The sequence below is a fragment of the Butyricicoccus faecihominis genome (genome assembly GCF_014648015.1).
In the GTDB taxonomy this organism is placed as follows: Bacteria; Bacillota; Clostridia; order Oscillospirales; family Butyricicoccaceae; genus Agathobaculum; species Agathobaculum butyriciproducens.
Genome location: NZ_BMQH01000009.1, coordinates 86,525 through 110,347, shown reverse-complemented (window position 1 = coordinate 110,347; position 23,823 = coordinate 86,525). Strand labels below are relative to the sequence as shown.

Here is a 23,823-nt window from a genome sequence, read left to right as displayed (position 1 = left end):
GCGTAAAAAGTTCCGTATAAAATTATTTTTTCTTTTTCGGTTTTGCCCAGCCGGATTTTTTACCCTGATTCGGCTTGCTCTGTGCCGGACGTGAAGTCGGTCGTTTGCCGTTCGGTGCACTGTGCTTGTCGTTATTAGGCGCAGAATGACGGCGGTCGTTATTCTGCGGTCTGCCGCCGTTGGACACGCCGTGGCGGCTGACGCTGTGCTGCTTGCTGCCCGGCATGCGCTGGTCGTTGCCTCTGCCCGGACGAATGAGACATTCCTTGCCGAAGCCGATGAGATCCTCACGGTGCGCCTTTTTGAGCGCGGCAATGACGATCGGGCGCTTGTCCGGTCGGCGCCACTGCAGCAGTGCACGCTGCATCGCCTTGTCCTCGGGCGTTTTCGCCACAAAGACCGGCTTCATGGTGCGCGGATCAATCTCGGTGTAGTACATCGCGGTGGACAGCGTACCCGGCGTGGGATAAAAATCCTGCACCTGCTCGGGCATGTAGCCGACGCGGTTGAGGTACTGCGCGAGCATGATGGCGTCATCAAGCGTTGCACCCGGATGCGAGCTCATCAGATAGGGCACAAGATACTGCTTGCGGCCCAGCTTTTCGTTGATGCGGGCATACCGCTCGCGGAACTGCTCGTACACCTTGAAGGACGGCTTGCCCATGTAGTACAGGGCGTTGTCGCTCATGTGCTCCGGCGCGACCTTCAGCTGACCGGAGATGTGGTGCTCGACCAGTTCGCGGAAGAACGCATCGTTCTTTTCGGCCATCATGTAGTCGTAGCGCAGACCGGAGCGCACGAACACCTTCTTCACGCCCTCGATGTGGCGCAGCTCACGCAGCAGTTCGAGGTAATCCGTGTGGTCGGCCTCGATGTTCTGACAGGTGGTGGGGAACAGGCAGCGCTTGTCCTTGCAGCAGCCGTATTTCTCCTGCTTTTTGCAGGCCGGAAAGCGGAAATTCGCGGTCGGGCCGCCGACATCGTGGATGTATCCCTTGAATCCGGGCATTTGGGTGATCTTTTTTGCTTCTTCGATCACGCTCTCGTGGCTGCGTACCTGAATGTACCGTCCCTGATGGAACGCGAGCGCGCAGAAGTTGCACGCGCCGAAGCAGCCGCGGTTGTGGATGATGGAGAACTGTACCTCCTGAATGGCAGGTACGCCGCCGAGCGCCTCATACGACGGATGATAGTTACGCATGTACGGCAGCGCGTAAACATGGTCCATCTCTTCGGTGGTCAGCGGCTTCGCGGGCGGGTTCTGCACGAGGATGCGTTTGCCGTGCCGCTGGAGGATGGCCTTGCCGCGCACCGCATCCTGCTCATCGTACTGGATTTTGACCGAACGGGCGTAGTCCGGCTTGCTGGCGCAGACATCCTCGTACGAGGGACATTCGACCGCATCATACTCCAGATCGTCCGTATCATGCACCATATAGGCCGTGCCGCGGACTCCCTTGCACGCGTCTGCGCCCTTTTTGCCGTGCTTGAGGTTGTTTGCCAGCTCAACGACCGAGTGCTCGCTCATGCCGAACATCACGCCGTCCGCGCCGGTGGATTCCAGAATGGACGGCATAACACGGTCAGCCCAGTAATCGTAGTGCGCAAATCGGCGCAGACTGGCTTCAATGCCGCCGAGATAGACCGGCGTTTCCGGGAAGGCGCGCCGCGCAAGCATGGAATAGACGGTTACCGCACGGTCCGGGCGCTTGCCGCCTACACCGCCCGGCGTGTACGCATCGTCCGAACGGCGCTTTTTCGCCGAGGTGTAATGCGCGACCATCGAGTCGATGTTGCCGCCGTTGATGAGCACCGCGTAGCGCGGACGGCCCATCTCGAGGAAGTCGTGCTCATCGCGGAAATCCGGCTGACTGAGGATAGCGACCTTGTAGCCTGCATCCTCCAGCACGCGTGAAATGATCGCCGTGCCGAACGACGGATGATCAACGTACGCATCGCCGGTGACGATGAGAAAATCGCAGTAATACCATCCGCGATCGGTCATATCTTGTTTGGAAATAGGGAGAAAACCGTTCATATATACCTCTTTGGCTTTACAAGGTGAAAATTATAGGTTACAATAAAAATACGGGTAATCCGGCAAAAGATTGAGAGACGGTTGGCCATACTCCCTGAAGGGAGGTGGTATTGTGGATCAGATTCTGCAGATTATTACATTGATCATTCTGCTTGAAATCGTTAAAACCATAAAAAAATAACCGTCCTCGGCCAAAGGTAACGGTTATTTTTTCAACAAAATAATTGAACCCAGGTCAACCGTCTTCTGCCGGATTGCCCTTTTCTATCTATAAGTATAGCAAATCTGCGGTAAAAGTCAAGCCGCAGAGAACGGAAATGTTTTGCAAAATAAAAAATAACCGCCCTCGCCCAAGGTAACGGTTATTTTTTCGCAAATAAGGTATACGGTTATTCTGCAAAAACTCAGTTATCCAGATAGAACTGAACCAGCTCCTGCATGAGTTCGTCGCGGTCGATCTTGCAGATCAGGCTGCGGGCATTGTTGTGGTTGGTTATGTAAGTCGGGTCCTCAGAGAGAAGATAGCCGACGATCTGGTTGATCGGGTTGTAGCCTTTCTCCTTGAGCGCGTCATACACAGTGGTAAGCGTGCGCTTCATCTCCTTGTTGGACTCGTCTACCAGACTGAATTTTCTCGTTCCGTCAAGCATATTTGGTTCTCCTTTCCGATCCTACCTGTCGGTGTTTATCGTTACTTAAAGCATAATACAAAAAGCGGAAAAAGTAAAGCCTTATCCGCGCAAAACTCGTATGAAAACTTTTTCCGCCTGTGGCATACACTGTATGGCGATGGAAAAGGAGACGGTGTTTTACGAGCTGTAATTTTCCAGCAGCCGCGCCAGCTCCTCTGCATTATCGAGTGTAATGCCGTCCGCAAGCGCTTGCTGCTCGGCGGATGGCAGCGTGCGCGTGTCGATGCCTGTGCGCAGGACCGAGCCGTCGCTCTGCCGGATGACAAGCCGGTCGTTTTCGCTCTGCACCGTATAGGTAATCGATGCGCTCGCCGGAACGGCCGGCGAAGCCAGAAGCGCACGTCCGGCCAGCACCAGACTGATCATTGCCGCAAGACACGCCAGCGCGGCGAGCTGTGTGCGCCGCCGCGCCTGCTGCATAGCAAGCAGATAAAAACCCTGCATCATAGTCAAAACTCCTTCACTCAGTGGGACTTGCTTTGAGTATTCCCACAAAAATACGGTCTATTCTAAAAGCAGCGTAAAAAATGTTTGGAATTTGCAAAGTCCTGTGGTATAATGCTATCAGAGTGCCTATTACCTCGGCAGTAAGCTGCCGGAAGAAAATCGGCACAGGCAGCTATTGTACAATTCATTTAGCCTTATAAGACGGTAATACCGATGAATTTTACGGTATTGCCAACAATACACGGTGCTTCAAAAAAACAAGACCGTGTGCGGGAACAAATAGGACGCGTTCTTCGTCTTACCCGACAGGACCCTGCGGTGCATATCGTAGGGCAAGGAGGAAAACAAATTGGCAACTGGCAATCAAAAAGGAACGGGAATCGGACATCTGTTCTCCCGCATACTGATTACACTGGTATTGATCGGTGTGCTGTGCGGCTGCTTCTGCGGTATTGCGTTTGCGCTGTATGTGCACATCTATATCAATCCGTCCGCGCAGGAAACTGCGGTGGAGATCAGCAAGGGACTGGGTCTGAATCTGAATTCATTCATCTATGCTAAGGAATCGGATTCCGATGAATACAAGCTGTACGAAACCATCAAGGGCAAGGAAAACCGTGAATGGGTGGACAGCGACAAGATTCCGGATACCCTCAAGAACGCAGTCGTTGCAATCGAGGACGAGCGCTTTTACAAGCACCACGGTGTAGACTGGGTGCGCACGATCGGTGCGGTCAAGGGCTGGCTGCTCGGCGGTACGCAGTACGGCGGCTCGACGATAACGCAGCAGCTGATCAAAAACATCACGGCTGACAACGATTACTCGGTAAAGCGCAAGGTAAACGAGATTTTCCGCGCGTTTGCACTCGAAAAAGAGATTGACGACAAGGACCGTATTCTGGTCATGTACCTGAACACGATCTATCTGGGCTACAACAGCTACGGTGTGCAGACTGCGGCGATGCAGTACTTTGACAAGGATGTATCGCAGCTGGATCTGGCAGAATCCGCCGTGCTGGCAGGTCTTACCAACAACCCGTCGATTTACGACGTTTATAACCATCCCGAAAAGGTAAAGGAGCGTCAGGAGACTATCCTTGCACAGATGCTCGATCAGAAGATGATCTCGCAGGAGGAGTACGAGGCTGCCGTAGCAGAGGAGCTTAACTACCGCCCCTACGAGGAGTATCAGCAGGAGATCAAGTCCACCTACAGCTACTTCACCGATGAAGTTATCAAGGACGTGATCAACGACCTGATGACCGAAAAGGGATATTCCCGTCTGGTTGCGGAGAACATGGTTTACTCCGGCGGTCTGAACATCTATGCGACCATCGACACCAAGGTGCAGAATGCACTCGATGAGGTCTGGGCTAACGCAGATAATTTCCCGAACACCGAGAAGTACGGCGAAATCCCGCAGAGTGCCATGGTCATCACGGACAAGCAGGGCAATATCGTTGGTATTGCCGGCGGCCGCGGTGAAAAGACCAGCAGCCGCGGTTTCTCCTATGCGTCTGACGCACGCCGTCAGCCGGGTTCCTCGATCAAGCCGTTGGCGACCTATGGTCCTGCGATGGATGCCGGTATTGCTACGCCGGACACCACGGTTTACGACCGTGCGCTCATACAGGATGAGGAAGGCAATCCGTGGCCGATGAACGACGGCAAATATCCGACCGGCCGTGCAATGACGGTCAAGGAAGGTATGACGCGTTCGCTCAATACCATTTCGGCGCAGCTGCTCAAGCAGCTGACTCCGCAGAAGTCTTACGAATTCATGACGCAGCAGCTTGGCTTTAAGCTGGTAGACAGCCGCACCAACGAGGACGGTACCGTGCAGTCGGATATCGACCTTGCACCGCTGGCGCTTGGCGCACTGACGGACGGCGTTACCGTTCGTGAGATGGCGGGCGGTTTCTCGACCTTCATCAATGATGGTGTTTACGGCGGTACCCGCACCTACACCAAGGTGACGGACAGCGAAGGCAACACCGTAATGGAGAATACACCCAACACGGATAAGGGCTTTACCAATGTCCGCACGGCTTATTATATGCTCGATTGTCTGCAGAACGTTACCGCACACGGTACCGCCTACGGCATTCAGCTTGACGGTGTAGAAACCGGCGGCAAGACCGGTACGACCACCTCCAATACCGATATCTGGTTCTGCGGCATCACGCCGAAGTATTCCGGTGCGGTATGGGTAGGCTACGAGCATAACTACCGTCTGGACGGCCTGTATGGCCGCAATGCGGCGAATATCTGGCTGGCCGTTATGCAGAAGGTGCATGCGGGTGATTCCGGTCTGGTATTTGACTCGCATCCGCAGGATTTCGAGGAAGTCACCTACTGTATGGATACCGGTCTGCTGGCATCCGGCGCGTGCCGCGCTGCGGGACGTGCTGCAACCGGCCGATTCTGGAAGGGCAAGGTTCCGACCGAGACCTGTAGTCATCAGAATATCGAAAACAAGTATGATTTCGAGAACATGGGCGTAGATAATTATTACTACGATGATGAAGAAGATGACAGCGATTCGGACAGCAGCTCTTCGGATACCGACACCGGCAATGAGGATTCCGGTGACGGCGGATCGTATGACAGCGGCGACAGCGGCGATTCCGGTGACGACAGCGGAGACGGCGGTGACAGCGGAGACGATTCGGGAGACAGCGGCGATTCCGGTGGCGACAGCGGAGACAGCTCGGAGGATCCGGAAGCATAAAGCCGAATTGTCCGGCACAAACTGAAAACTGAAAATCGTTCAGCGCCGCACAAGGCCGCACAAGTCGGGGCGTTAGCGGTGCCTTGAACCCGCAATCCGCTTCAGCGGGGACTATGCGGGTAACAAGGAGCACACATGCGGCGAGGCAGCCACTCACAGGGCGATGAGGAACCGGTACTGCGCAACGGAGGACTGTGAACCATGTCAGGCGGGGAACCGAGCAGCATTAAGCAGAAACCATCGTGTGCCGCAGATCTGCCGATTCTGAGCCCGAAATGCGGAAAGGCAGCCGGGTGTGTGTATTCGAATTACCTGTGTGCGGTCTTGTGGGGCGCTGAACGATTCTCGATCGAAACCACGCTTTCGATCGAAGGGGATATGCCGAGCCTGCGGCTCGGACAAATCCCGGCGGGACAAAAGTTCCTCCCGATGGTCGAAACTTTTGCTCCGTCTTGTATAAAAACCCACGCACATGTCGCGGGTTTTTATGAATCTTACGGCGTGGCCATAAGATTCGATTGAATGCCGCCGTGAAGCGGCGGAGATCGATGGCTCGGATTTTTGAAACAAAATCCTGCCATGCGGGTACGGTTTGCAAGCAAACCGGTATTGAATGGCGGACAAAGTCCGCGAGAGGACGCTTTGAGGCGGGCTTACGCCCGCCTCTTTATTTTATTGAGGGGAGGATTTTCGTAATGTATCAGGCTTTATACCGCAAATGGCGGCCGCAGACGTTTGCGGATGTGATCGGGCAGCAGCATGTTACGGACACGCTGCGCGCGCAGCTGCAGTCCGGACGTTTGAGCCATGCATATCTGTTTACAGGCACGCGCGGTACCGGCAAGACCACCTGTGCGAAGATCCTCGCGCGCGCGGTCAACTGCGAGCATCCGGTGAACGGCGATCCGTGCAACGAGTGTGCGGCGTGCCGCGGCATTCTGGACGGCTCGGTGCTGGACGTGACCGAGATTGACGCGGCGTCCAACAATGGTGTGGACAACATCCGCGACCTGCGCGATGAGACGCGCTACACGCCTGCACAGGTCCGCAAGCGCGTGTTCATCATCGACGAGGTACACATGCTGTCCATCGGTGCATTCAATGCGCTGCTCAAAACACTCGAGGAGCCGCCGGAGCACGTTCTGTTCATCCTCGCTACCACCGAGCTGCACAAGGTACCTGCGACCATTCTGTCGCGCTGTCAGCGGTTCGATTTCCGCCGCATCGGTGCGGAGGATATTGCCCGCCGACTACTGGATGTTGCGGCAGGTGAGGGCATTGAGCTGACCGAAGGTGCGGCACGCCTGATCGCCCGGCTGGCAGACGGCGCCATGCGAGACGCGCTTTCCATGCTCGACCGTGCGGCGGCAGCCGGTGCGGTGGACGAGAAAACCGTCACGGCGGCGCTCGGCGTCATGGGTCAGGACGATGGCATTCGCCTGGCCGAGCACCTGAAAACCGGTGATCTGGCGGCTGCAGTCGGCCTGCTGGACGAATATTACAATGCGGGTCGTGATCTGGCGTCCGTGTACGACCAGATGCTTGGTCTGATCCGCGACGCACTGCTGGTCAAGACCAGCAAGACCGACGTTTCCGCACTCATTTCTCCCGCGTACAGTGTAAAGACGCTGCAGGCGCTGTGCGACGGTCTGGCGTCGTCCACGCTCATCGCGTGGAGCCGCATTATCAGCGATTCGCTCGACCACATGCGCACGGCAGCCAATCGCCGCGTTGAGGCTGAACTGTGCGCGGTGCGGCTGTGCAGTCTGGGGGCTGACAGCTATGACACGCTCGGCGGGCGCGTAGAAGCGCTCGAGGAAAAGCTGAAGAACGGTGTTCCGGTGCAGATGGTGCCCGCAGCAGCCGCGCAGCAGGCAGGCGATGTGCCGCCTCCGCCGAGTGACGATGATGCACCGCCGCTTCCGGGTGACGAGGATGCGCCTGACTGGGCGCGAGAGGAAGACGGGACAGCAGACACGCCTAAGCAGGAAGTGACGCTGTGGAGCCAGTGGCAGCCGTTGGTCGAAGCGCTGACCGGCAAGATCAACATCGGCGCGCACACCTGTATCAAGCTGAGCGCGAAAGGCGTGCTCGAGGATAACGCGCTCGTCATTCTCTGTGAGGACAAAATGACGGCTCTTCTCGCGGCAAAGGAGCCGACCATTTCGGTCATCCGGGAGCAGGCGGCCAAGCTGAACGGTGCACCCATCAAGGTCAAGGTGCGCGAAGCGGGCGAGGAGCTTGTTGTGAAAAAAAATATCGCAGTCGATGAACTGATCGACCGCGCTAAATCAATGGATATTCAAGTGAAACAGCTTTAAGGAGGACATTTATTATGGCAAAGGGTAAGGGTTTCGGCGGCTTCGGCGGCGGCATGAACATGCAGGCGATGATGAAGCAGGCACAGAAGATGCAGGAGAGCATGCTCAAGGCGCAGGAGGAGATCGCGCTGATGGAATCCACCGGCACGGCAGGCGGCGGCATGGTTACCGCGACTGTAACCGGCACTTCCACGCTCAAGAGCATTGAGATCAAGCCGGACGTTGTTGATCCGGACGATATCGACATGCTGCAGGATCTGGTCGTTGCAGCGGTCAACGAGGCGCTCAAGGCGGCTTCCGACAAGTCGCAGAGCCAGATGTCCGCGATTACGGGCGGCATTGGCGGCGGTCTGGGCGGTCTGCTGTAATGGAGCTTTTTGCACCGCCGGTCGAACGGCTGATCGAGGAGTTTGCAAAGCTCCCGGGCATTGGCCAGAAGACCGCACAGCGGCTGGCGTTTCATGTGCTCGACCTGCCGAAAGAGGATGCCGAGCGGTTTGCGGATGCCATCCGTGAAGCAAAAGCCAAGACGTTCACCTGCAAGCGCTGTCAGAATTTGACGGACAGCGAGATCTGTCCGATCTGCTCGGACAAGACGCGCAACCAGAAGGTGATCTGCGTGGTGGCAGAGCCGCGCGATGTAATCGCGTTCGAGCGCACGAAGGAGTACAAGGGTCTGTATCATGTGCTGCACGGCACGCTGTCTCCGATGGGGCACGTCGGACCGGACGACATCCGTATCCGCGAGCTGGTCAAGCGCGTGGCGGAGGAGGAGACCGAGGAGGTTATCCTCGCCACCAATCCGGACACCGAGGGCGAAGCCACGGCGATGTACATTTCGCGGCTGCTGCAGCCGTTCGGCATCAAGATTACGCGGCTGGCGTATGGTATTCCGGTTGGCGGGCATTTGGAGTTCGTCGATGAGGTGACGCTGACCCGTGCACTGGAGGGTCGAAAGGAGCTGTGATGGCTCCTTTGCATCCTTGTAAGGTTTGCGTTTGACGGAAATTGGTGCCGCAGTATGCGGCGGTTCTTGCCTTCGCGGCAAGCGCACAAGAGGGTAGACACCAAGGTTTCCACCCTCTGATTTTCACCCCTTTCCTAAGATAGCCTGACGCAAATCAGAGACCGGCGACTGCTTCGAAAAGGGGAGCGGTCACAGATAAGAAAGCTGCGCTGGACTAACAAGTTAAGGGAAACGGGAGTTAAGAGGGTAGAAACCGTAGGTGTCTACCCTCTTGCCCCGATGCGGCGGGTGCCGCAGCTTTCGTTCTACCTTTGAAAAAGGTAAAAAAACAGGAACAGCCGAACTTTCGTCCGGCTGCTCCCGCAATAAAAGGTAGGATAGAGAGTAGAAAGCAAGAACATGTGGGGGGATCTTACGCTTTCCACGTCATTTATAATACTGGTGAATTGTGAACATTCTGTGTACATTCTACAACAATATTAGATTTTTGATAGATCGGGAGGAAAAAGTCTGTGGCAGACCTGAAAAAAGAAATTGAAAATCGGCGCACATTTGCAATCATTTCGCACCCTGACGCCGGTAAAACCACCATTACGGAGAAGTTTTTGCTCTACGGCGGAGCCATTCAGGAGGCCGGCATGGTCAAGGGCAAGAAAAACAGCCGTCATGCGGTTTCCGACTGGATGGAGATCGAGAAGCAGCGCGGTATTTCGGTAACGTCCTCGGTGCTGCAGTTCCGCTATGAGGGCAAGTGCATCAATATTCTGGATACCCCGGGCCATCAGGACTTCTCGGAGGACACCTACCGCACGCTGATGGCGGCTGACTCGGCGGTGATGGTCATTGATGCCTCCAAGGGCGTCGAGGCACAGACCCGCAAGCTGTTCAAGGTCTGCGCGATGCGCGGCGTGCCCATCTTCACCTTTATCAACAAGATGGACCGTGAGGCACGCGACCCGTACGAGCTGCTCGAGGACATCGAGAACGAGCTGGGCATCGGCACCTATGCGGTAAACTGGCCGATCGGCTCGGGCAAGCGCTTCAAGGGTGTGTACGACCGCATGGACGATGAGGTTATCGCGTTTGAGGGCGCGGATTTCCGCCACGAGGTCAAGGCACAGCGACTGTCGATCGACGATCCGATCCTCGAGGGTATGCTGCCCGAGGATCAGTACCAGACGCTGATCGACGATGTGGAGCTGCTCTCCGGTGCAGGCGATGAGTTTGATCTCAAGGCTGTGCACGAGGGCAGGCTGTCGCCGGTATTTTTCGGTTCCGCGCTGACTAACTTCGGTGTTGAGCCGTTCCTGAAGAAGTTCCTGCAGATGACGCCTCCGCCGACCGCGCGTACCGCTGACATCGGCGTGATCGACCCGTTCGATCCGCATTTCTCCGCGTTTGTATTCAAGATTCAGGCGAACATGAACAAGGCGCACCGCGACCGTGTTGCGTTCATGCGTATCTGCTCCGGCAAGTTTGAGCGCGGTCAGGACGTGCTGCACGTTCAGTCCGGCAAGAAGATGGTGCTTGCCGCACCGCAGCAGCTGATGGCACAGGACCGCTCCATCGTCGATGAGGCGTATGCGGGCGATATTATCGGTATTTTCGATCCGGGCGTGTTCTCCATCGGTGATACCGTGTGCGATCCCAAGCATAAGTGCGTGTTCTCCGGCATCCCGACGTTCGCACCCGAGCTGTTTGCCGTTGTCCGTCAGAAGGATACGCTCAAGCGCAAGCAGTTCGTCAAGGGCGTCGAGCAGATCGCACAGGAGGGCGCCATCCAGATCTTCCGCGAGCCGAATGCCGGTATGGAATCGGTCATCGTCGGCGTTGTCGGCGTGCTGCAGTTTGAGGTGCTCGAGTACCGTCTGAAGAACGAGTATAACGTTGAGATCATCCGCGAAAACCTGCCGTATGAGCACGTTCGCTGGGTTGAGAATGATGAGGAGGACTTCGATATTAAGAAGCTCCAGCTCACGAGCGACACCAAGATCGTCGAGGATCTCAAGGGTAATAGCCTGCTGCTGTTCACTTCGCCGTGGAATATCACCTACGCAACCGACCATAACGAGAACCTGCGTCTCGCGGATTTCTCGGAAAACGCATAAAACAAGGAAAAGACCGCCTTACGGCGGCCTTTTTTTGCACAGAGCAGCCGGATGTGCAATACGGGACACAGGCGGCTGTGCCGCCGTGTCCCGCACCCGCGAACGCAGTTCGCGGTAAAATACGCAGTATGCCCCGCAAACCGCACCCACAGGATAGCCGCCTGTCGGCGGTGAGTCCTTCGCGGGCGACAGCGTTCACGCCAACCCATAAAATCCCGACAGGGATTTCAGCACCCAGATAACCTATCACGCCGCAGAGCGCATCAAATGGAGCGCTTTCAGCGCGACAAAAATGGCCCAGCTTTGCCGGGTCATTTTTAGCAAACAATAAAAGAGCACCGGAATTGAAATTCCGGTGCTCTTTTATTGCGGACGCCCTTACAGGCAGTGCCTGTCAAGGGCGTCCCTCGATTGAAAGGGCGTAGCCCTTTCAATCGAAAATCAGCATACGCCCTGAGCGAGCATAGCGTCAGCGATCTTCTCGAAGCCGCCGATGTTAGCGCCCATAACAAGGTTGTCCTTGTGGCCGTACTTCTCAGCTGCAGTGATGCAGGTGTGGAAAATGTTAACCATGATGTCGTGCAGACGCTGGTCAACTTCCTCGAAGGTCCAGGACAGACGCAGGGAGTTCTGGCTCATTTCCAGACCGGAGGTAGCTACGCCGCCTGCGTTAGCAGCCTTTGCCGGGCCGAAGAATACGCCGGCTGCCTGGAATGCTGCAACAGCCTCCGGGGTGGACGGCATGTTAGCGCCCTCAGCTACGAACTTGCAGCCGTTGGCGATCAGAGCCTTGGCGTTCTCCTCGTTCAGCTCGTTCTGGGTTGCGCACGGCAGAGCGATGTCGCACTTTACGCCCCACGGACGCTGACCCTCGGTGTAGGTGCTGCCTGCAACGCGCTCAGCATACTCCTTGATGCGGCCACGCTTAACTTCCTTGATGTCCTTAACAACATCCAGATTGATGCCGTTCGGATCGTAGATGAAGCCGTTGGAGTCGGACATGGTAACAACCTTAGCGCCCAGCTGGGTAGCCTTCTCGCAGGCATAGATTGCTACGTTGCCGGAACCGGAGATTGCAACGGTCTTGCCCTCGAACGAAGTGCCCTTGTATGCGAGCATTTCCTTCATGTAGTAGCACAGGCCGTAGCCGGTTGCCTGCGTGCGTGCCAGAGAACTGCCGTAGGACAGACCCTTACCGGTCAGAACGCCGGTGTACTCGTTGCGCAGACGCTTGTACTGGCCGAACATAAAGCCGATCTCACGGCCGCCAACACCGATATCGCCTGCCGGTACGTCGGTGAACTGACCGATGTGCTTGCACAGCTCGGTCATGAAGGACTGGCAGAAACGCATGATCTCAGCATCGGACTTGCCCTTCGGGTCGAAGTCGGAGCCGCCCTTGCCGCCGCCCATCGGCAGAGTGGTCAGGCTGTTCTTGAAGCACTGCTCAAAGCCGAGGAACTTGATAACGGATGCGTTAACAGAGGGGTGCAGACGCAGACCGCCCTTGTAGGGGCCGATTGCGGAGTTGAACTGTACGCGGAAGCCGCGGTTAACCTGAACCTTGCCCTGATCGTCAACCCACGGTACACGGAACATGAACATGCGCTCCGGCTCTACGATGCGCTCCATGATGCCGTTCTTCTCGAGCTCCGGACGAGCTTCAACAACCGGCTCAAGGCTCTCGAGAACCTCGTAAACTGCCTGCTGGAACTCCGGCTCATTCGGGTTGCGCTTCTGTACGGTTTCGTACACGCCCTGCAGATAAGAATTGGTAAGTGCCATTTTTATTGTCCTCCTTACATTCTATACCACTCGCTTAACTTTCGTAAGTAATCCGAGTGGAATGCTCTTATATTTGGTGACGGTTTTATTATATAGCAATTTTTTTGTATATGCAATACTTTAGCGTGATAAAATTATACAGTTTTTTAGGCTGAAAAACCTATGGATATCGGCAATCTGACTTGATATAATAAAGTAAAAGAAGGAGGCAACAGCCATGGCAAACAGCTTTGACCGTATATATGCAGTGGTGAAGAAAATTCCGCGCGGAACGGTGGCCAGCTATGGGCAGGTCGCGCTGCTCGCGGGCAACCCGAGATGGGCGCGCGTCGTCGGCTATGCGCTGCATGCCAATCCCGATCCGGAGGGTATTCCATGCTACCGCGTGGTAACGAAAGACGGACGAACGTCACCGGCGTTTGCGTTCGGCGGCGCGGATATCCAGCGCGCACTGCTCGAAGCGGACGGCATCGAGTTCACCGAGGACGGCCGCGTGGATATGGCGAAATACGGCTGGACAGGATTAGGGTAACACCGCACAATTAAACTGCGGCGCTTTACGGAAATTTTGTGCTCTGACGTCGTTGTGCTTTCACGGTAATACACAAAGTATTACCGCAAAATCACGCCTAGTCAGACCGCAAAATTTACTCGTAAATCGCTCTTGTTCAATTATGTGGTATTACCCTGACTTGACAAATCCGGTCGTGCGGTGCTATGCTTGCGCCAAAGGAGTGACACGCATGATCGACATCGAAAAGCTGACCGCGCTCGCCATCGCGTATGACGCAGGCGACGCAAAACGGATTCAGCACTTTATAAAGGTATACGCGTACAGCCGCCTGCTCGGGCGCAGGGAAGGTCTGGATGAGCATACGCAGAATGTACTGGAAGCCGCAGCAGTCCTGCACGATATCGGTATCCACGAAGCCGAACGGAAGCATGGCTCGAGCGGCGGGCATTGGCAGGAGATGGAAGGTCCGGCGGTCGCGGCTCCCATGCTGCAGCAGTGCGGCGCAGATGAGCGGGAGAGCGAGCGCGTGCAGTGGCTCATCGCGCATCACCATACCTATACCGCCGGAGAGGAAAAAGATTTCCGTATTCTGCTTGAAGCGGATTTCCTCGTCAACGCCTACGAGGACGGCATGACGGCAGAGCAGTGTAAAACCGCGAAAGACCGCGTGTTCCGAACCCAAACCGGCAAGCAGTATCTTGAAGAAATGTTTCTCAAACCGGCATATCAGGTGAAATAATGGAGAATGGAGAATAAACAAGACGGTGTTTATTCTCCATTTTTTTATTGGATGCAAATCGTTAGATACGGTGCGCCGAGGTCGTACCCCAAGGCACCCTCTCTTGCCCTTCGGGCAATTCACCTTGCCGCACCCTACGGTATAACGTGCATATCAGATGAAACTCGAAGGTGCCATCGGTAGTCGCCAAGCTAATGAGTTGCGCGACACAGGTATGTCGCGCCTGCGGAGAGCAGGCCGCATGTGTAGCAGTACGTTATCTGTGAACTGCGAATATGTCGAGAAATGGGCGCACACTGTGCGCCCCTACGGCAGAGTAATCCGACTGCCGTTCTCATATTTTTCGAAGCGGTCGCCGTTCTCTGGTATGCGTCAGGTTAAGAAACAAAAGGAAGTGGGAGTTAAGAGGGTAGAAACCATTGGTGTCTACCCTCTTGCCCCCGCCGTGGGTACGGCGCCCCCCGCCGGGCAGGTGAGATTCCTCTCGCTTCGTAAGCGACCACTCCCCGAAATGTGAACATTTCGTGAAACCCGTTGACATTGCCGAGTGACGGTGTATAATATGTTAGCAAGCTAACAGTAAGGAGGCTAACAATGAATTGCTGTGACCATAATGAATGCTGCGGTCACTCGGACGACCGCATCGGTGCAGAAATCGGCATGCTGCATAATCTGCTTCGGCGGCAGATGGCGTGTATGACCGAAAAGACTGCGAATGCAGCGAATGTGACCGGCATGCAGGCGATGATCGTCCATCACCTGATCATACACGAAAAGCAGGGCGATATATTCCAGAAGGATCTGGAAAACGCGTTCCAGATGCGCCGCTCGACCGCAACGGGCATACTGCAGCTGATGGAGCAGCACGGTATTATCCGCCGTGAGCCGGTGGAGCATGACGGCCGCCTGAAGCGTCTGGTGCTGACCGAGCAGGCGCGTGCAATGGATGAATACATTACTGAGCGCATGCAGCAGATGGAACAGCTTCTGCGGCAGGGCATCACCGAGGACGAGCTGAAGGGCTGGTTTGCGGTCTGTGAAAAAATCCGCTCCAATCTGGAGCAGTACCAATGCAATATGTGCAGGGAGGGACAGAAATAATGATAAAACGACTGCTGAAAAGTGTGCGTGAGTTCAAAAAGGACGCACTGCTCACGCCGTTTTTCGTTGTGCTTGAGGTCGTGATGGAGGTCATCATTCCGCTGGTTATGGCGCTGCTGATCGACAAGGGCATTGACGGGCAGGATATGGCCGCCATTTGGAAATACGGCATCATCCTTGTGCTGTGCGCCATGCTCGCGCTGGTGTTCGGCGCGGCGGCCGGCACCTTTGCGGCGAGAGCCTCAACCGGCTTTGCCCGCAATCTGCGTCACGATATGTACTACAATGTGCAGAATTTCTCGTTTTCCAACATTGATAAATTCTCCACCGGTTCAATCGTCACCCGTCTGACCACCGATGTTACCAACGTACAGAACGCCTTTCAGATGTGCACCCGCATTGCGGTGCGCTGTCCGGTCATGCTGGTCTTTGCGCTGTTCATGGCGATGAAGATCAACAGCAGGATGGCGCTCGTATTCCTCGCGGTGCTGCCGATTCTGGCGATCGGTATGGGCATCCTGATGAAGGTCGTCGGCCCGGTCTTTGAGCGCGCATTCAAAATCTACGACCGCATGAACACGGTCGTACAGGAAAATGTGCGCGGTATCCGCGTTGTTAAGACCTATGTTCGTGAGGATCACGAGACCGAAAAGTTTGAGGGCGTTTCCGGTATGCTGTACCGCACGTTCTCCAAGGCGCAGAAGACCATGGCAGGCGTTATGCCGCTGATGCAGTTCTGCATGTACGCGTGCATGCTGCTGATTTCGTGGTTCGGCGCGCGTCTGATCGTCGGCGGCTCGATGACCACCGGCGAGCTGACCAGCATGTTCTCCTACGCGATGCAGATCCTGATGAGCCTGATGATGGTAGCGATGGTTTTCGTTATGATCACCATGGCCAAGGCGAGCGCAGAGCGTGTTGCCGAAATCCTCGATGAGCAGCCCGACCTGCACAATCCCGCGAACCCGATTCACGAGGTCAAGGACGGCGCGATCGAGTTCGATGACGTTTCCTTCAGCTACAAGGGCGATGAGCGCAAGCTGGCGCTCAAAAACGTCAACCTGCATATCAAGGCCGGTCAGACCGTCGGCATTCTCGGCGGCACCGGTTCCGCGAAGTCTACGCTCGTGCAGCTGATTCCGCGCCTGTACGATACCACGCACGGCACGGTCAAGGTCGGCGGCGTGGATGTCCGCGATTACGATATCGAGGCGCTGCGCGATCAGGTTGCCATGGTGCTCCAGAAGAACGTGCTGTTCTCCGGCACGATCAAGGAAAACCTTCGCTGGGGTGACGAAAATGCCTCGGACGAGGAGCTCGAGCGCGTATGCCGTCTGGCACAGGCGGATGAATTCATCCAGCAGATGCCGGATAAGTACGACACCCACATTGAGCAGGGCGGCTCGAATGTTTCCGGCGGTCAGAAGCAGCGCCTGTGCATTGCGCGTGCGCTGCTGAAAAAGCCGAAGATCCTCATTCTTGATGACTCGACCAGTGCGGTCGATACCAAAACGGATGCGCTCATCCGCAAGGCATTCGCGGAGGAAATCCCGGACACGACCAAGATTATCATTGCACAGCGTGTTTCCTCTGTGCAGGATGCGGATCAGATCGTCATTCTCGACGGCGGCACCGTGCAGGCTGTCGGCACGCATGATGAGCTGCTCGCCGCCAACACGATCTATCAGGAAATCTACAACCAGCAGAACAGAAAGGGCGGTGAGGAATAATGGCAAGACCTCAGATGCGCGGACCCGGCGGCCGCAGAGGCATGATGGGCGGCAAGCGCAGCAAAAATCCGAAAAAGACGCTCGGACGTCTTATGAAATATATTCAGAAGGGCTACGGCGTACAGTTTGTGGTCGTACTGATCTGCATTCTTCTGTCGGCTGTGGCAAACGTGGCAGGCTCCATGTTCCTCAAAAGCCTGATCGACGACTATATTTCTCCGCTGCTGCTGCAGGCATCTCCGGTGTTTACCGGTCTGCTGCATGCGCTGATGAGCATGGCGGTAATCTATCTCATCGGCATTGCGACTACGTTCATCTACAACTGGCTGATGGTCAGCATTTCGCAGGGCGTGCTCAAAAAGGTGCGTGACGAGATGTTCGCGCACATGCAGAAGCTGCCGATTCGCTACTTCGATACGCATACCCACGGCGATCTGATGAGCCATTTCACCAACGATACCGATACGCTGCAGCAGATGCTCAGCCAGTCCGTGCCGCAGATGTTTTCCTCGGCGATGACCATTATCTCGGTGTTCATCGGCATGCTGGTGACGAATGTATGGCTGACGCTGTTCGTACTGCTCGGCGTGTGCGTCATGCTCAAGGTGGTAAAGAAGCTGGGCGGTCAGTCCGCGAAGTACTTCCTCGAGCAGCAGAAGTCGCTCGGCAGGGTCAACGGCTATATCGAGGAGATGATCAACGGTCAGAAGGTCATCAAGGTGTTCTGCCACGAGGAAAAGTGCAAGGAGCAGTTCGATACGCTCAACGATGTGCTGCGCGAGAATGCTGCGAGCGCGAATACCTTCGCAAACATCCTCATGCCGATCATGATGAACATCGGCAACCTGCTGTACGTTCTGGTGGCGGTTGTCGGCGGTGCGCTGGCGCTGTCCGGCGTGGTCGGAAACAGCATCACCATCGGCGTTATCGCGTCCTTCCTGCAGCTGACCAAGTCGTTCACCCAGCCGGTAACGCAGATTTCGCAGCAGTTCAATTCCATCGTTATGGCACTTGCCGGTGCCGAGCGTATCTTTGAGCTGATGGACGAGGAGCCTGAGGTAGACAACGGCTACGTTACTCTCGTTAACGCCAAGTACGATAAGAACGGCGAACTCGTTGAAACCCCGGAAAAGACCAACATCTGGGCGTGGAAGCACCCGCACGAGGACGGCACCACCACCTACACGCAGGTCCGCGGCGATGTCCGCTTCTTCGATGTGGATTTCGGTTATAATCCGGATAAGATCGTCCTGCACGACATCACACTGTACGCCGAACCCGGTCAGAAGGTCGCGTTCGTCGGCGCGACCGGTGCGGGCAAGACGACCATCACCAATCTGATCAACCGTTTCTACGACCTTGCGGACGGCAAGATCCGCTACGACGGCATCAATATCAATAAGATCAAAAAAGCCGATCTTCGCCGCTCGCTCGGTATTGTTCTGCAGGATACCAACCTGTTTACCGGCACCATCCGCGATAATATCCGCTACGGCCGCCTTGACGCGACCGATGAGGAGGTCGAGGCAGCGGCGCAGCTTGCTAACGCAGACGACTTCATTCGCCGACTGCCGGACGGCTACGATACCGTCATCGACGGCGACGGCGGCAGTCTGTCGCAGGGTCAGTGCCAGCTGCTTTCCATCGCGCGTGCGGCGGTTGCCGATCCGCCGGTTATGATCCTCGATGAGGCGACTAGCTCGATTGATACCCGCACGGAGTCCATCGTGCAGGCCGGCATGGACGGCCTCATGTACGGACGTACGGTGTTCGTTATCGCGCACCGCCTGTCCACGATTCAAAACGCAGATGTTATTATGGTGCTGCAGCTCGGTCATATCATCGAGCGCGGCAACCATGAGCAGCTGATCGCAGAACACGGCAAATATTATCAGCTCTATACCGGCGCGTTTGAATTAGAATAAGTGCTTTCTGCTCGAAACCTGCAGAATCAGAACCCGAAACGAAGATTTCGGGTTCTTTTTTGTGCGCAGAAACAGAAAAACCGCCGGCGGCGGTCTATCGGTCGGGCTTCTGCGGCAAAAGAGCCGCTTGCCGCACTTTGCCGTCGTTTTACGCGCTCGAAAGTTGGAATATGCGCTTAATTTTTTTCAAAACGCAATTTCCGCTGTTATTTCCCGCCAAGCGGCACGCCCACGTTGGGATATACTGGGAAAACAGCAAGGGAGGCGTAACGAAATGGATAAACAAAGGGCAAGACGGTCCGCGTCGATACCGGTGCGGATCGGGCATGCGGCAGCATGGGCTGCCGGATTATGGAAACAGGAGCATCTGCGGACGCTCATCACAGGTGCACAGCGATTCGTGCTGTGTGCGGTGCTGGCACAGGGAACCATCCTCGGCGGGTACATGCCGTTCGGACTGGCGATGGCGGCGGCCTTGATGGCTCGGGGAGCGGGACTTTCCGCGCTCGGCGGTCTGGTGTGCGGCGTTATGCTGCGCGGCGATGGATTCCACGGCGGCATTTACGCCGCGGCAGCGCTGCTGGTGCTGTGCGTGATGAGCGTGTGCGCCGGTCTGCGGGTGATGTCCGAGCGGTGGTTTGCGCCCTGTGTGGCGACGTTTGCAAGCGCGGCGTGTACATTCGTGTTCCTGCCGCTCGGTGCAGAGCTGACCGCACCGGCGGTGCTGACATTCCTGCTCGTGCAGGGCATCACGTTCGGCGTGTGCTGGATGTACGGCGCGGCCTTCGCACCGCCGCGCGACGAAAACGACTGGCGCAGACCGGTAACGCTTTTGGTGCTGACCGCAACCGTGCTTTTATCGCTTTCGGGTATCAATCTGTTCGGCGTGTTCGCTCCCGCGAGAGCGGGCGCGCTGCTGCTTGTGCTGGCGGCGGCGTATCTCGGCGGACCGGCGGCGGGCGCGGCAGCCGGTGTCGCGTTCGGCGCGGCAATGGATCTCAACATCGGCTACGGAGCCTTGTTCACCTGCTGCTACGGTCTGTGTGCGCTCGTTGCCGGACTGTTTCACGACAGCGGCCGCGGCTGGTTTTCGGTCTGTGCGCTCGGCGGCGGGCTGTGCGCGGCTATGCTCGGCGTGGAGCATCCGCTGTTTATTCCGCTGCTCACAGAGCTGTTCTGCGCGGTCCTCATGTTTGCGGCGCTGCCGCCCTTCGTGTGGGAGGCTATCCGGCGCAGCCTGCTGCCGGATACTCTGATGGGCGAAGCCGCCAGTCAGCGCGTGCGGCGGCTGGCGGGTACCTGTGCGACCGAGGCGGCGCAGGCGTTCTACGAGCTGTACCTTGCTATGCTGCACGGCGTCAGCGAGGGCAAAGCCGCCGGAGACCGGAACATTCGGTCGGTATTCGACTACGCGAGCGACCATGTCTGCAAAAACTGCATGCTGTGTACGCAGTGCTGGCAGCGGGACTATGTGAGCACGCTGGCGGCTCTCAATGATGTGACCCAGCCGATGCTGCAGCGCGGACGAGCGGAAATGAGCGATTTTCCCTATCATTTTGCGGCACGGTGTGCGCGCCTGCCCGAGCTGATGCGCGCCATCAACAGTGCGCTGTTTGCGCTGCGCGAGCGCGAAAGCCTTCGGCGGCAGCAGGAGGAAAACCAGAGCCTGCTTGCCAGGCAATACGCAGGCATTACGGACATTCTTCGGCAGCTTGGCGCGGAGGTCACGCAGGATGAAACGGCGCAGCCGCTGATGGAACGGCAGGTGCGCCGGTACGCGGCAGCGTTCGGATGGATCGACCGGGTGTGCGCGGTGCGGGATTCGCAGGGCAGGCTGACCGTTGAGTTATACGGCGAGGGCATTGACGACATCATGAAGCAGGGGGACGGCTTTTCAGCCGGTCTATCCGCGCTGCTGGGCGTGACGCTGACCGCTCCGGAGAAGAAAAAGGGCAGCCAGGGCATCCACGTTGAGATGCACGAGCGGGCGCCGTACCGTGCGGTGGTCGGCATCGGCCGTCAGCAGAAGGAGGGTGCGTCGGTCTCGGGCGACAACGCGTGCTACTTTCTCACCGACACCGGAACGGCATGCCTGCTCCTGTCGGACGGCATGGGCTCGGGTGCCGCCGCGTCGCGGGACAGCCGCATGCTCATCACCTCGCTCGAGCGGTTCCTGCGTGCAGGCATTTCGGTTGGAGACGCGCTGCACGCGGTCTCTCCGGCGCTGCGCCTGCGGTCAGACGGCATGCGCTTCACCACACTGGACGCATTCACGCTCGACCTGTTCAGCGGACGCGCGGAAAACCTCAAGTGCGGCGCCGCACCGACCTACATGCGGCTGAACGGTCGATGGACTATCCTGCCGGGCACGGCGCTGCCCATCGGTCTGGCGGAGGAGGACGAGCTTGGCGACGCCGTGCCGCTGCAGATGAACGACGGCGACATTGTGGTTCTGCTCTCGGACGGCGTGACCGACGGCACGGACGATAAATGGGTGCGGCAGCTGCTCATCGCGCATGCCGGCGACAGCCCAAAGGAGATCGCGGCACAGCTTGTGAACGAGGCGAAAGGCCGCGGACATGATGACGACCGAACGGTAATGGTCATGAAAATCGAAAAGCTGGAATGAGACTGGTATAAATTCACGAAAGAGGGGAATGATGGAACAAAGAGAGGAGGAATCTGTATGGTACGAGGCGTCAGCCGCCGCGTCATTGTCGTCAAGCCGGAGCAGCCGGCATTGTTCGAGCAGGCTATTTTCCTTGTGCGGGACTACAATGCGCCGCGCGGCGACATGGTGCGCGAGGCCTGCCGCATCGCAAACAGCTATCTGCCGCGCAGACGGCGGTCGAGAAGAAAGGCGGACGGTCTTTCTCTGCTGGCCGGATTCTGCACAGGCGCACTGCTCATCGGCACTATATGGGCGCTGACGGCGCTCGTTTTGTAAACAGATTATAAAATGAGCGGCCGTTCTCTTGTACCCTCCGGTTTTGGTTGGTATACTATAGTATACAGACGAAGATTTCGGTTTTCGCCTACTATAGATCAAACGGAGGCGGCTATTATGACGGCCGAAACCTTTTTTCAGCTGTTCAACCAGTACGGACTGATCCTGGTCTGTGCCGTGGTTTTCTGCGAATATATGAACCTGCCCGGATTTCCGGCAGGCGTTATCATGCCGTGCGTCGGTGTGCTGATTGCCCGGAGCGAGCTGTCGCTGCCGCTGACGGTTTTTCTGAGCGTGATCGCCGGTGTGCTCGGCAGTCTGGTCATCTACGCCGTGTGCTACTGGGGCGGCGAACCGGTGATGGAGAAGCTGTTCGGCAGGAGCAAGAAATTTAAGTCGCTCGTGCGTAAATGCCACGAATTTATCGACGCACAGCATGGGCGCGGACTGGCGATCATCCGCGTGATCCCGTGTATCCGCACCATTGTTTCCATTCCGGCCGGACTGCTCCGGATGCCGGTCAAGTGGTTCATCGGCTGGTCCGCGGCAGGCATTGCCGTGTGGAATACCGCACTGATCTCGTTCGGCTATTTCTTCAGCGAGAAGATCCTCAGCATGGTCATGTAACCGAATATATCGACAGGGTAAATCCTCGGATTTACCCTGTTTTTGCGTTTTTTGGTCGGAAAATGGGTGAATCCATTCTGTAAGTTGCATTTGCAGTCGTGTTATGGTAAAATATACACCGTTATATAATGTATAAGACGGAGGAACGATATGCAGATCGGCAACGTAACAATCAACGGAAAACTGGCGCTTGCACCGATGGCAGGCGTGACCGATCTTGCATTCCGCCATATCTGCCGGGAGCACGGCGCGGCGCTGACCGTGACCGAAATGGTCTCCGCAAAGGCGCTGTGCTATCAGGATAAGAAAACGCCGCGTCTGCTTGAACTGGGGGCGGACGAGCATCCGGCGGCTGCCCAGATCTTCGGGCACGAGCCGGACACGATGGCCGAAGGCGCGAAACTGGCGCTGGAGAAATCCGGCTGTGATATCATCGACATCAACATGGGCTGCCCGGCGCCGAAGATTGTAAACAACGGTGACGGCTCCGCACTGATGAAGGAGCCGGAGCTGGCATCCAAGGTGATCGCAGCGGTCGTAAACGCGGTCGATGTGCCGGTAACGGTCAAGTTCCGCAAGGGCTGGGATGAAAAGAGCGTCAACTGTGTGGAATTTGCCAGAATGGCTGAGCAGTCCGGCGCGGCAGCGATCACGCTGCACGGACGCACGCGCTCGCAGCAGTACAGCGGCACCGCCGACTGGGATGTGATTCGTGAAGTCAAGCAGGCGGTTTGCATTCCGGTGTTCGCCAACGGAGATGTGGCCGAGCCCGAGGACGCGGTCCGCATTCTCGCGCACACCGGCGCGGACGGCGTGATGATCGGGCGCGGTTCGCTCGGTGATCCGTGGCTGTTCGAGCGGGCAAATGCACTGCTCGAGACCGGCATCTGTCCGGCGCTGCCGCCGTTCGCGGAGCGCATTGATACGGCCGTGCGGCAGATTGAGCTTGCCGCCGAGCAGAAGGGCGAGCATATCGCCATGCTCGAGGCACGCCGACACGTTAACTGCTATCTCAAGCGGGAAAGCGGTGTCAAAACGTTCAAGAACCGCATTTGCGCACTCACCAAGCTGAGTGACCTGTATGAAATCGCAGACGAACTGAAAGCCTTCGTTTCGGTGAAGGAGAATGCATAATAATAAGGTAAGAGAAA

The 23,823-nt window shown here is 56.8% G+C and carries 18 protein-coding genes and 1 other RNA gene; 15 read left to right on the top strand and 4 right to left on the bottom strand.

Going from position 1 to position 23,823, the window contains the following annotated elements; all coding sequences use genetic code 11:
• Positions 1 to 22: 22 nt before the first annotated feature.
• From IEY11_RS10245 to IEY11_RS10235, 3 genes are all read right to left on the bottom strand, one after another.
• Positions 23 to 2,038: a YgiQ family radical SAM protein gene (locus IEY11_RS10245; RefSeq protein ID WP_188886472.1), complete on the bottom strand. Its 2,016-nt coding sequence runs from the start codon at positions 2,036 to 2,038 to the stop codon at positions 23 to 25.
• 404 nt (positions 2,039 to 2,442) lie between these two features.
• Positions 2,443 to 2,688: an IreB family regulatory phosphoprotein gene (locus tag IEY11_RS10240; protein WP_110435230.1), complete on the bottom strand. Its 246-nt coding sequence runs from the start codon at positions 2,686 to 2,688 to the stop codon at positions 2,443 to 2,445.
• Positions 2,689 to 2,847: 159 nt separating this feature from the next.
• A complete protein-coding gene (locus IEY11_RS10235) occupies positions 2,848 to 3,177 on the bottom strand; it encodes a BofC C-terminal domain-containing protein (RefSeq protein WP_118728902.1) in 330 nt (109 codons plus the stop codon).
• Positions 3,178 to 3,526: 349 nt separating this feature from the next.
• On the opposite strand from IEY11_RS10235, the gene IEY11_RS10230 reads away from it, so the two are divergent.
• The 6 genes from IEY11_RS10230 to IEY11_RS10205 all read left to right on the top strand — a co-directional run bounded on the left by IEY11_RS10230 (position 3,527) and on the right by IEY11_RS10205 (position 11,304).
• Positions 3,527 to 5,908: a transglycosylase domain-containing protein gene (locus IEY11_RS10230; RefSeq protein ID WP_188886471.1), complete on the top strand. Its 2,382-nt coding sequence runs from the start codon at positions 3,527 to 3,529 to the stop codon at positions 5,906 to 5,908.
• Between the two features lie 55 nt (positions 5,909 to 5,963).
• An RNA gene (gene ffs / locus IEY11_RS10225) (signal recognition particle sRNA large type) lies at positions 5,964 to 6,230 on the top strand.
• 373 nt (positions 6,231 to 6,603) lie between these two features.
• Positions 6,604 to 8,229, top strand: a complete 1,626-nt coding sequence (dnaX, locus tag IEY11_RS10220; protein WP_188886470.1) for a DNA polymerase III subunit gamma/tau — start codon at positions 6,604 to 6,606, stop codon at positions 8,227 to 8,229.
• A 14-nt stretch (positions 8,230 to 8,243) separates the two neighbouring features.
• Positions 8,244 to 8,597: a YbaB/EbfC family nucleoid-associated protein gene (locus IEY11_RS10215; RefSeq protein WP_118359721.1), complete on the top strand. Its 354-nt coding sequence runs from the start codon at positions 8,244 to 8,246 to the stop codon at positions 8,595 to 8,597.
• Positions 8,597 to 9,196: a recombination mediator RecR gene (recR, locus tag IEY11_RS10210; RefSeq protein ID WP_110435225.1), complete on the top strand. Its 600-nt coding sequence runs from the start codon at positions 8,597 to 8,599 to the stop codon at positions 9,194 to 9,196. The genes IEY11_RS10215 and recR overlap by 1 nt, the downstream gene beginning before the upstream one ends.
• Before the next feature lie 512 nt (positions 9,197 to 9,708).
• Positions 9,709 to 11,304 (top strand): peptide chain release factor 3, encoded by a 1,596-nt coding sequence (locus IEY11_RS10205; RefSeq protein ID WP_119189131.1) that lies wholly within the window; start codon positions 9,709 to 9,711, stop codon positions 11,302 to 11,304.
• Positions 11,305 to 11,745: 441 nt separating this feature from the next.
• On the opposite strand, the gene gdhA is transcribed toward IEY11_RS10205, so the two are convergent.
• Positions 11,746 to 13,089 carry an NADP-specific glutamate dehydrogenase gene (gene gdhA / locus IEY11_RS10200; RefSeq protein ID WP_188886469.1) on the bottom strand — a complete coding sequence of 448 codons (1,344 nt, stop codon included), beginning with the start codon at positions 13,087 to 13,089 and terminating at the stop codon, positions 11,746 to 11,748.
• 217 nt (positions 13,090 to 13,306) lie between these two features.
• Between gdhA and IEY11_RS10195 the strand changes: the two genes are divergently transcribed.
• From IEY11_RS10195 to dusB, 9 genes are all read left to right on the top strand, one after another.
• Positions 13,307 to 13,621, top strand: coding sequence for an MGMT family protein (locus IEY11_RS10195; RefSeq protein WP_117751444.1), 315 nt, complete (start codon positions 13,307 to 13,309; stop codon positions 13,619 to 13,621).
• Positions 13,622 to 13,832: 211 nt separating this feature from the next.
• Entirely contained in the window at positions 13,833 to 14,342 is a 510-nt protein-coding gene (locus IEY11_RS10190) for an HD domain-containing protein (RefSeq protein WP_188886468.1), read from the top strand.
• 594 nt (positions 14,343 to 14,936) lie between these two features.
• On the top strand, positions 14,937 to 15,443 hold the full coding sequence (locus tag IEY11_RS10185; protein ID WP_188886467.1) for a MarR family winged helix-turn-helix transcriptional regulator: 507 nt from the start codon (positions 14,937 to 14,939) through the stop codon (positions 15,441 to 15,443).
• On the top strand, positions 15,443 to 17,173 hold the full coding sequence (locus IEY11_RS10180; RefSeq protein WP_119194943.1) for an ABC transporter ATP-binding protein: 1,731 nt from the start codon (positions 15,443 to 15,445) through the stop codon (positions 17,171 to 17,173). Before IEY11_RS10185 ends, IEY11_RS10180 begins: the two co-directional genes overlap by 1 nt.
• Complete coding sequence (locus IEY11_RS10175; RefSeq protein WP_407926651.1) at positions 17,173 to 19,098, top strand: ABC transporter ATP-binding protein; 1,926 nt, start codon at positions 17,173 to 17,175, stop codon at positions 19,096 to 19,098. The genes IEY11_RS10180 and IEY11_RS10175 overlap by 1 nt, the downstream gene beginning before the upstream one ends.
• 274 nt (positions 19,099 to 19,372) lie before the next feature.
• Positions 19,373 to 21,727, top strand: a complete 2,355-nt coding sequence (locus IEY11_RS10170) for a SpoIIE family protein phosphatase (RefSeq protein WP_188886466.1) — start codon at positions 19,373 to 19,375, stop codon at positions 21,725 to 21,727.
• Positions 21,728 to 21,784: 57 nt separating this feature from the next.
• On the top strand, positions 21,785 to 22,045 hold the full coding sequence (locus IEY11_RS10165) for a hypothetical protein (RefSeq protein WP_118647868.1): 261 nt from the start codon (positions 21,785 to 21,787) through the stop codon (positions 22,043 to 22,045).
• 117 nt (positions 22,046 to 22,162) lie between these two features.
• Positions 22,163 to 22,672 carry a DedA family protein gene (locus IEY11_RS10160; protein ID WP_181967777.1) on the top strand — a complete coding sequence of 170 codons (510 nt, stop codon included), beginning with the start codon at positions 22,163 to 22,165 and terminating at the stop codon, positions 22,670 to 22,672.
• Positions 22,673 to 22,822: 150 nt separating this feature from the next.
• Positions 22,823 to 23,806, top strand: coding sequence for a tRNA dihydrouridine synthase DusB (gene dusB / locus IEY11_RS10155; RefSeq protein ID WP_188886465.1), 984 nt, complete (start codon positions 22,823 to 22,825; stop codon positions 23,804 to 23,806).
• The last annotated feature ends 17 nt before the right edge of the window (positions 23,807 to 23,823 follow it).

Bases quoted from the DNA above. Each gene is read 5' to 3' on its own strand.
- IEY11_RS10245 (WP_188886472.1), bottom strand. From the start codon at position 2,038: ATGAACGGTTTTCTCCCTATTTCCAAACAAGATATGACCGATCGCGGA.
- IEY11_RS10240 (WP_110435230.1), bottom strand. From the start codon at position 2,688: ATGCTTGACGGAACGAGAAAATTCAGTCTGGTAGACGAGTCCAACAAG.
- IEY11_RS10235 (WP_118728902.1), bottom strand. From the start codon at position 3,177: ATGATGCAGGGTTTTTATCTGCTTGCTATGCAGCAGGCGCGGCGGCGC.
- dnaX (WP_188886470.1), top strand. From the start codon at position 6,604: ATGTATCAGGCTTTATACCGCAAATGGCGGCCGCAGACGTTTGCGGAT.
- IEY11_RS10215 (WP_118359721.1), top strand. From the start codon at position 8,244: ATGGCAAAGGGTAAGGGTTTCGGCGGCTTCGGCGGCGGCATGAACATG.
- recR (WP_110435225.1), top strand. From the start codon at position 8,597: ATGGAGCTTTTTGCACCGCCGGTCGAACGGCTGATCGAGGAGTTTGCA.
- gdhA (WP_188886469.1), bottom strand. From the start codon at position 13,089: ATGGCACTTACCAATTCTTATCTGCAGGGCGTGTACGAAACCGTACAG.
- IEY11_RS10195 (WP_117751444.1), top strand. From the start codon at position 13,307: ATGGCAAACAGCTTTGACCGTATATATGCAGTGGTGAAGAAAATTCCG.
- IEY11_RS10190 (WP_188886468.1), top strand. From the start codon at position 13,833: ATGATCGACATCGAAAAGCTGACCGCGCTCGCCATCGCGTATGACGCA.
- IEY11_RS10185 (WP_188886467.1), top strand. From the start codon at position 14,937: ATGAATTGCTGTGACCATAATGAATGCTGCGGTCACTCGGACGACCGC.
- IEY11_RS10180 (WP_119194943.1), top strand. From the start codon at position 15,443: ATGATAAAACGACTGCTGAAAAGTGTGCGTGAGTTCAAAAAGGACGCA.
- IEY11_RS10175 (WP_407926651.1), top strand. From the start codon at position 17,173: ATGGCAAGACCTCAGATGCGCGGACCCGGCGGCCGCAGAGGCATGATG.
- IEY11_RS10170 (WP_188886466.1), top strand. From the start codon at position 19,373: ATGGATAAACAAAGGGCAAGACGGTCCGCGTCGATACCGGTGCGGATC.
- IEY11_RS10165 (WP_118647868.1), top strand. From the start codon at position 21,785: ATGGTACGAGGCGTCAGCCGCCGCGTCATTGTCGTCAAGCCGGAGCAG.
- IEY11_RS10160 (WP_181967777.1), top strand. From the start codon at position 22,163: ATGACGGCCGAAACCTTTTTTCAGCTGTTCAACCAGTACGGACTGATC.
- dusB (WP_188886465.1), top strand. From the start codon at position 22,823: ATGCAGATCGGCAACGTAACAATCAACGGAAAACTGGCGCTTGCACCG.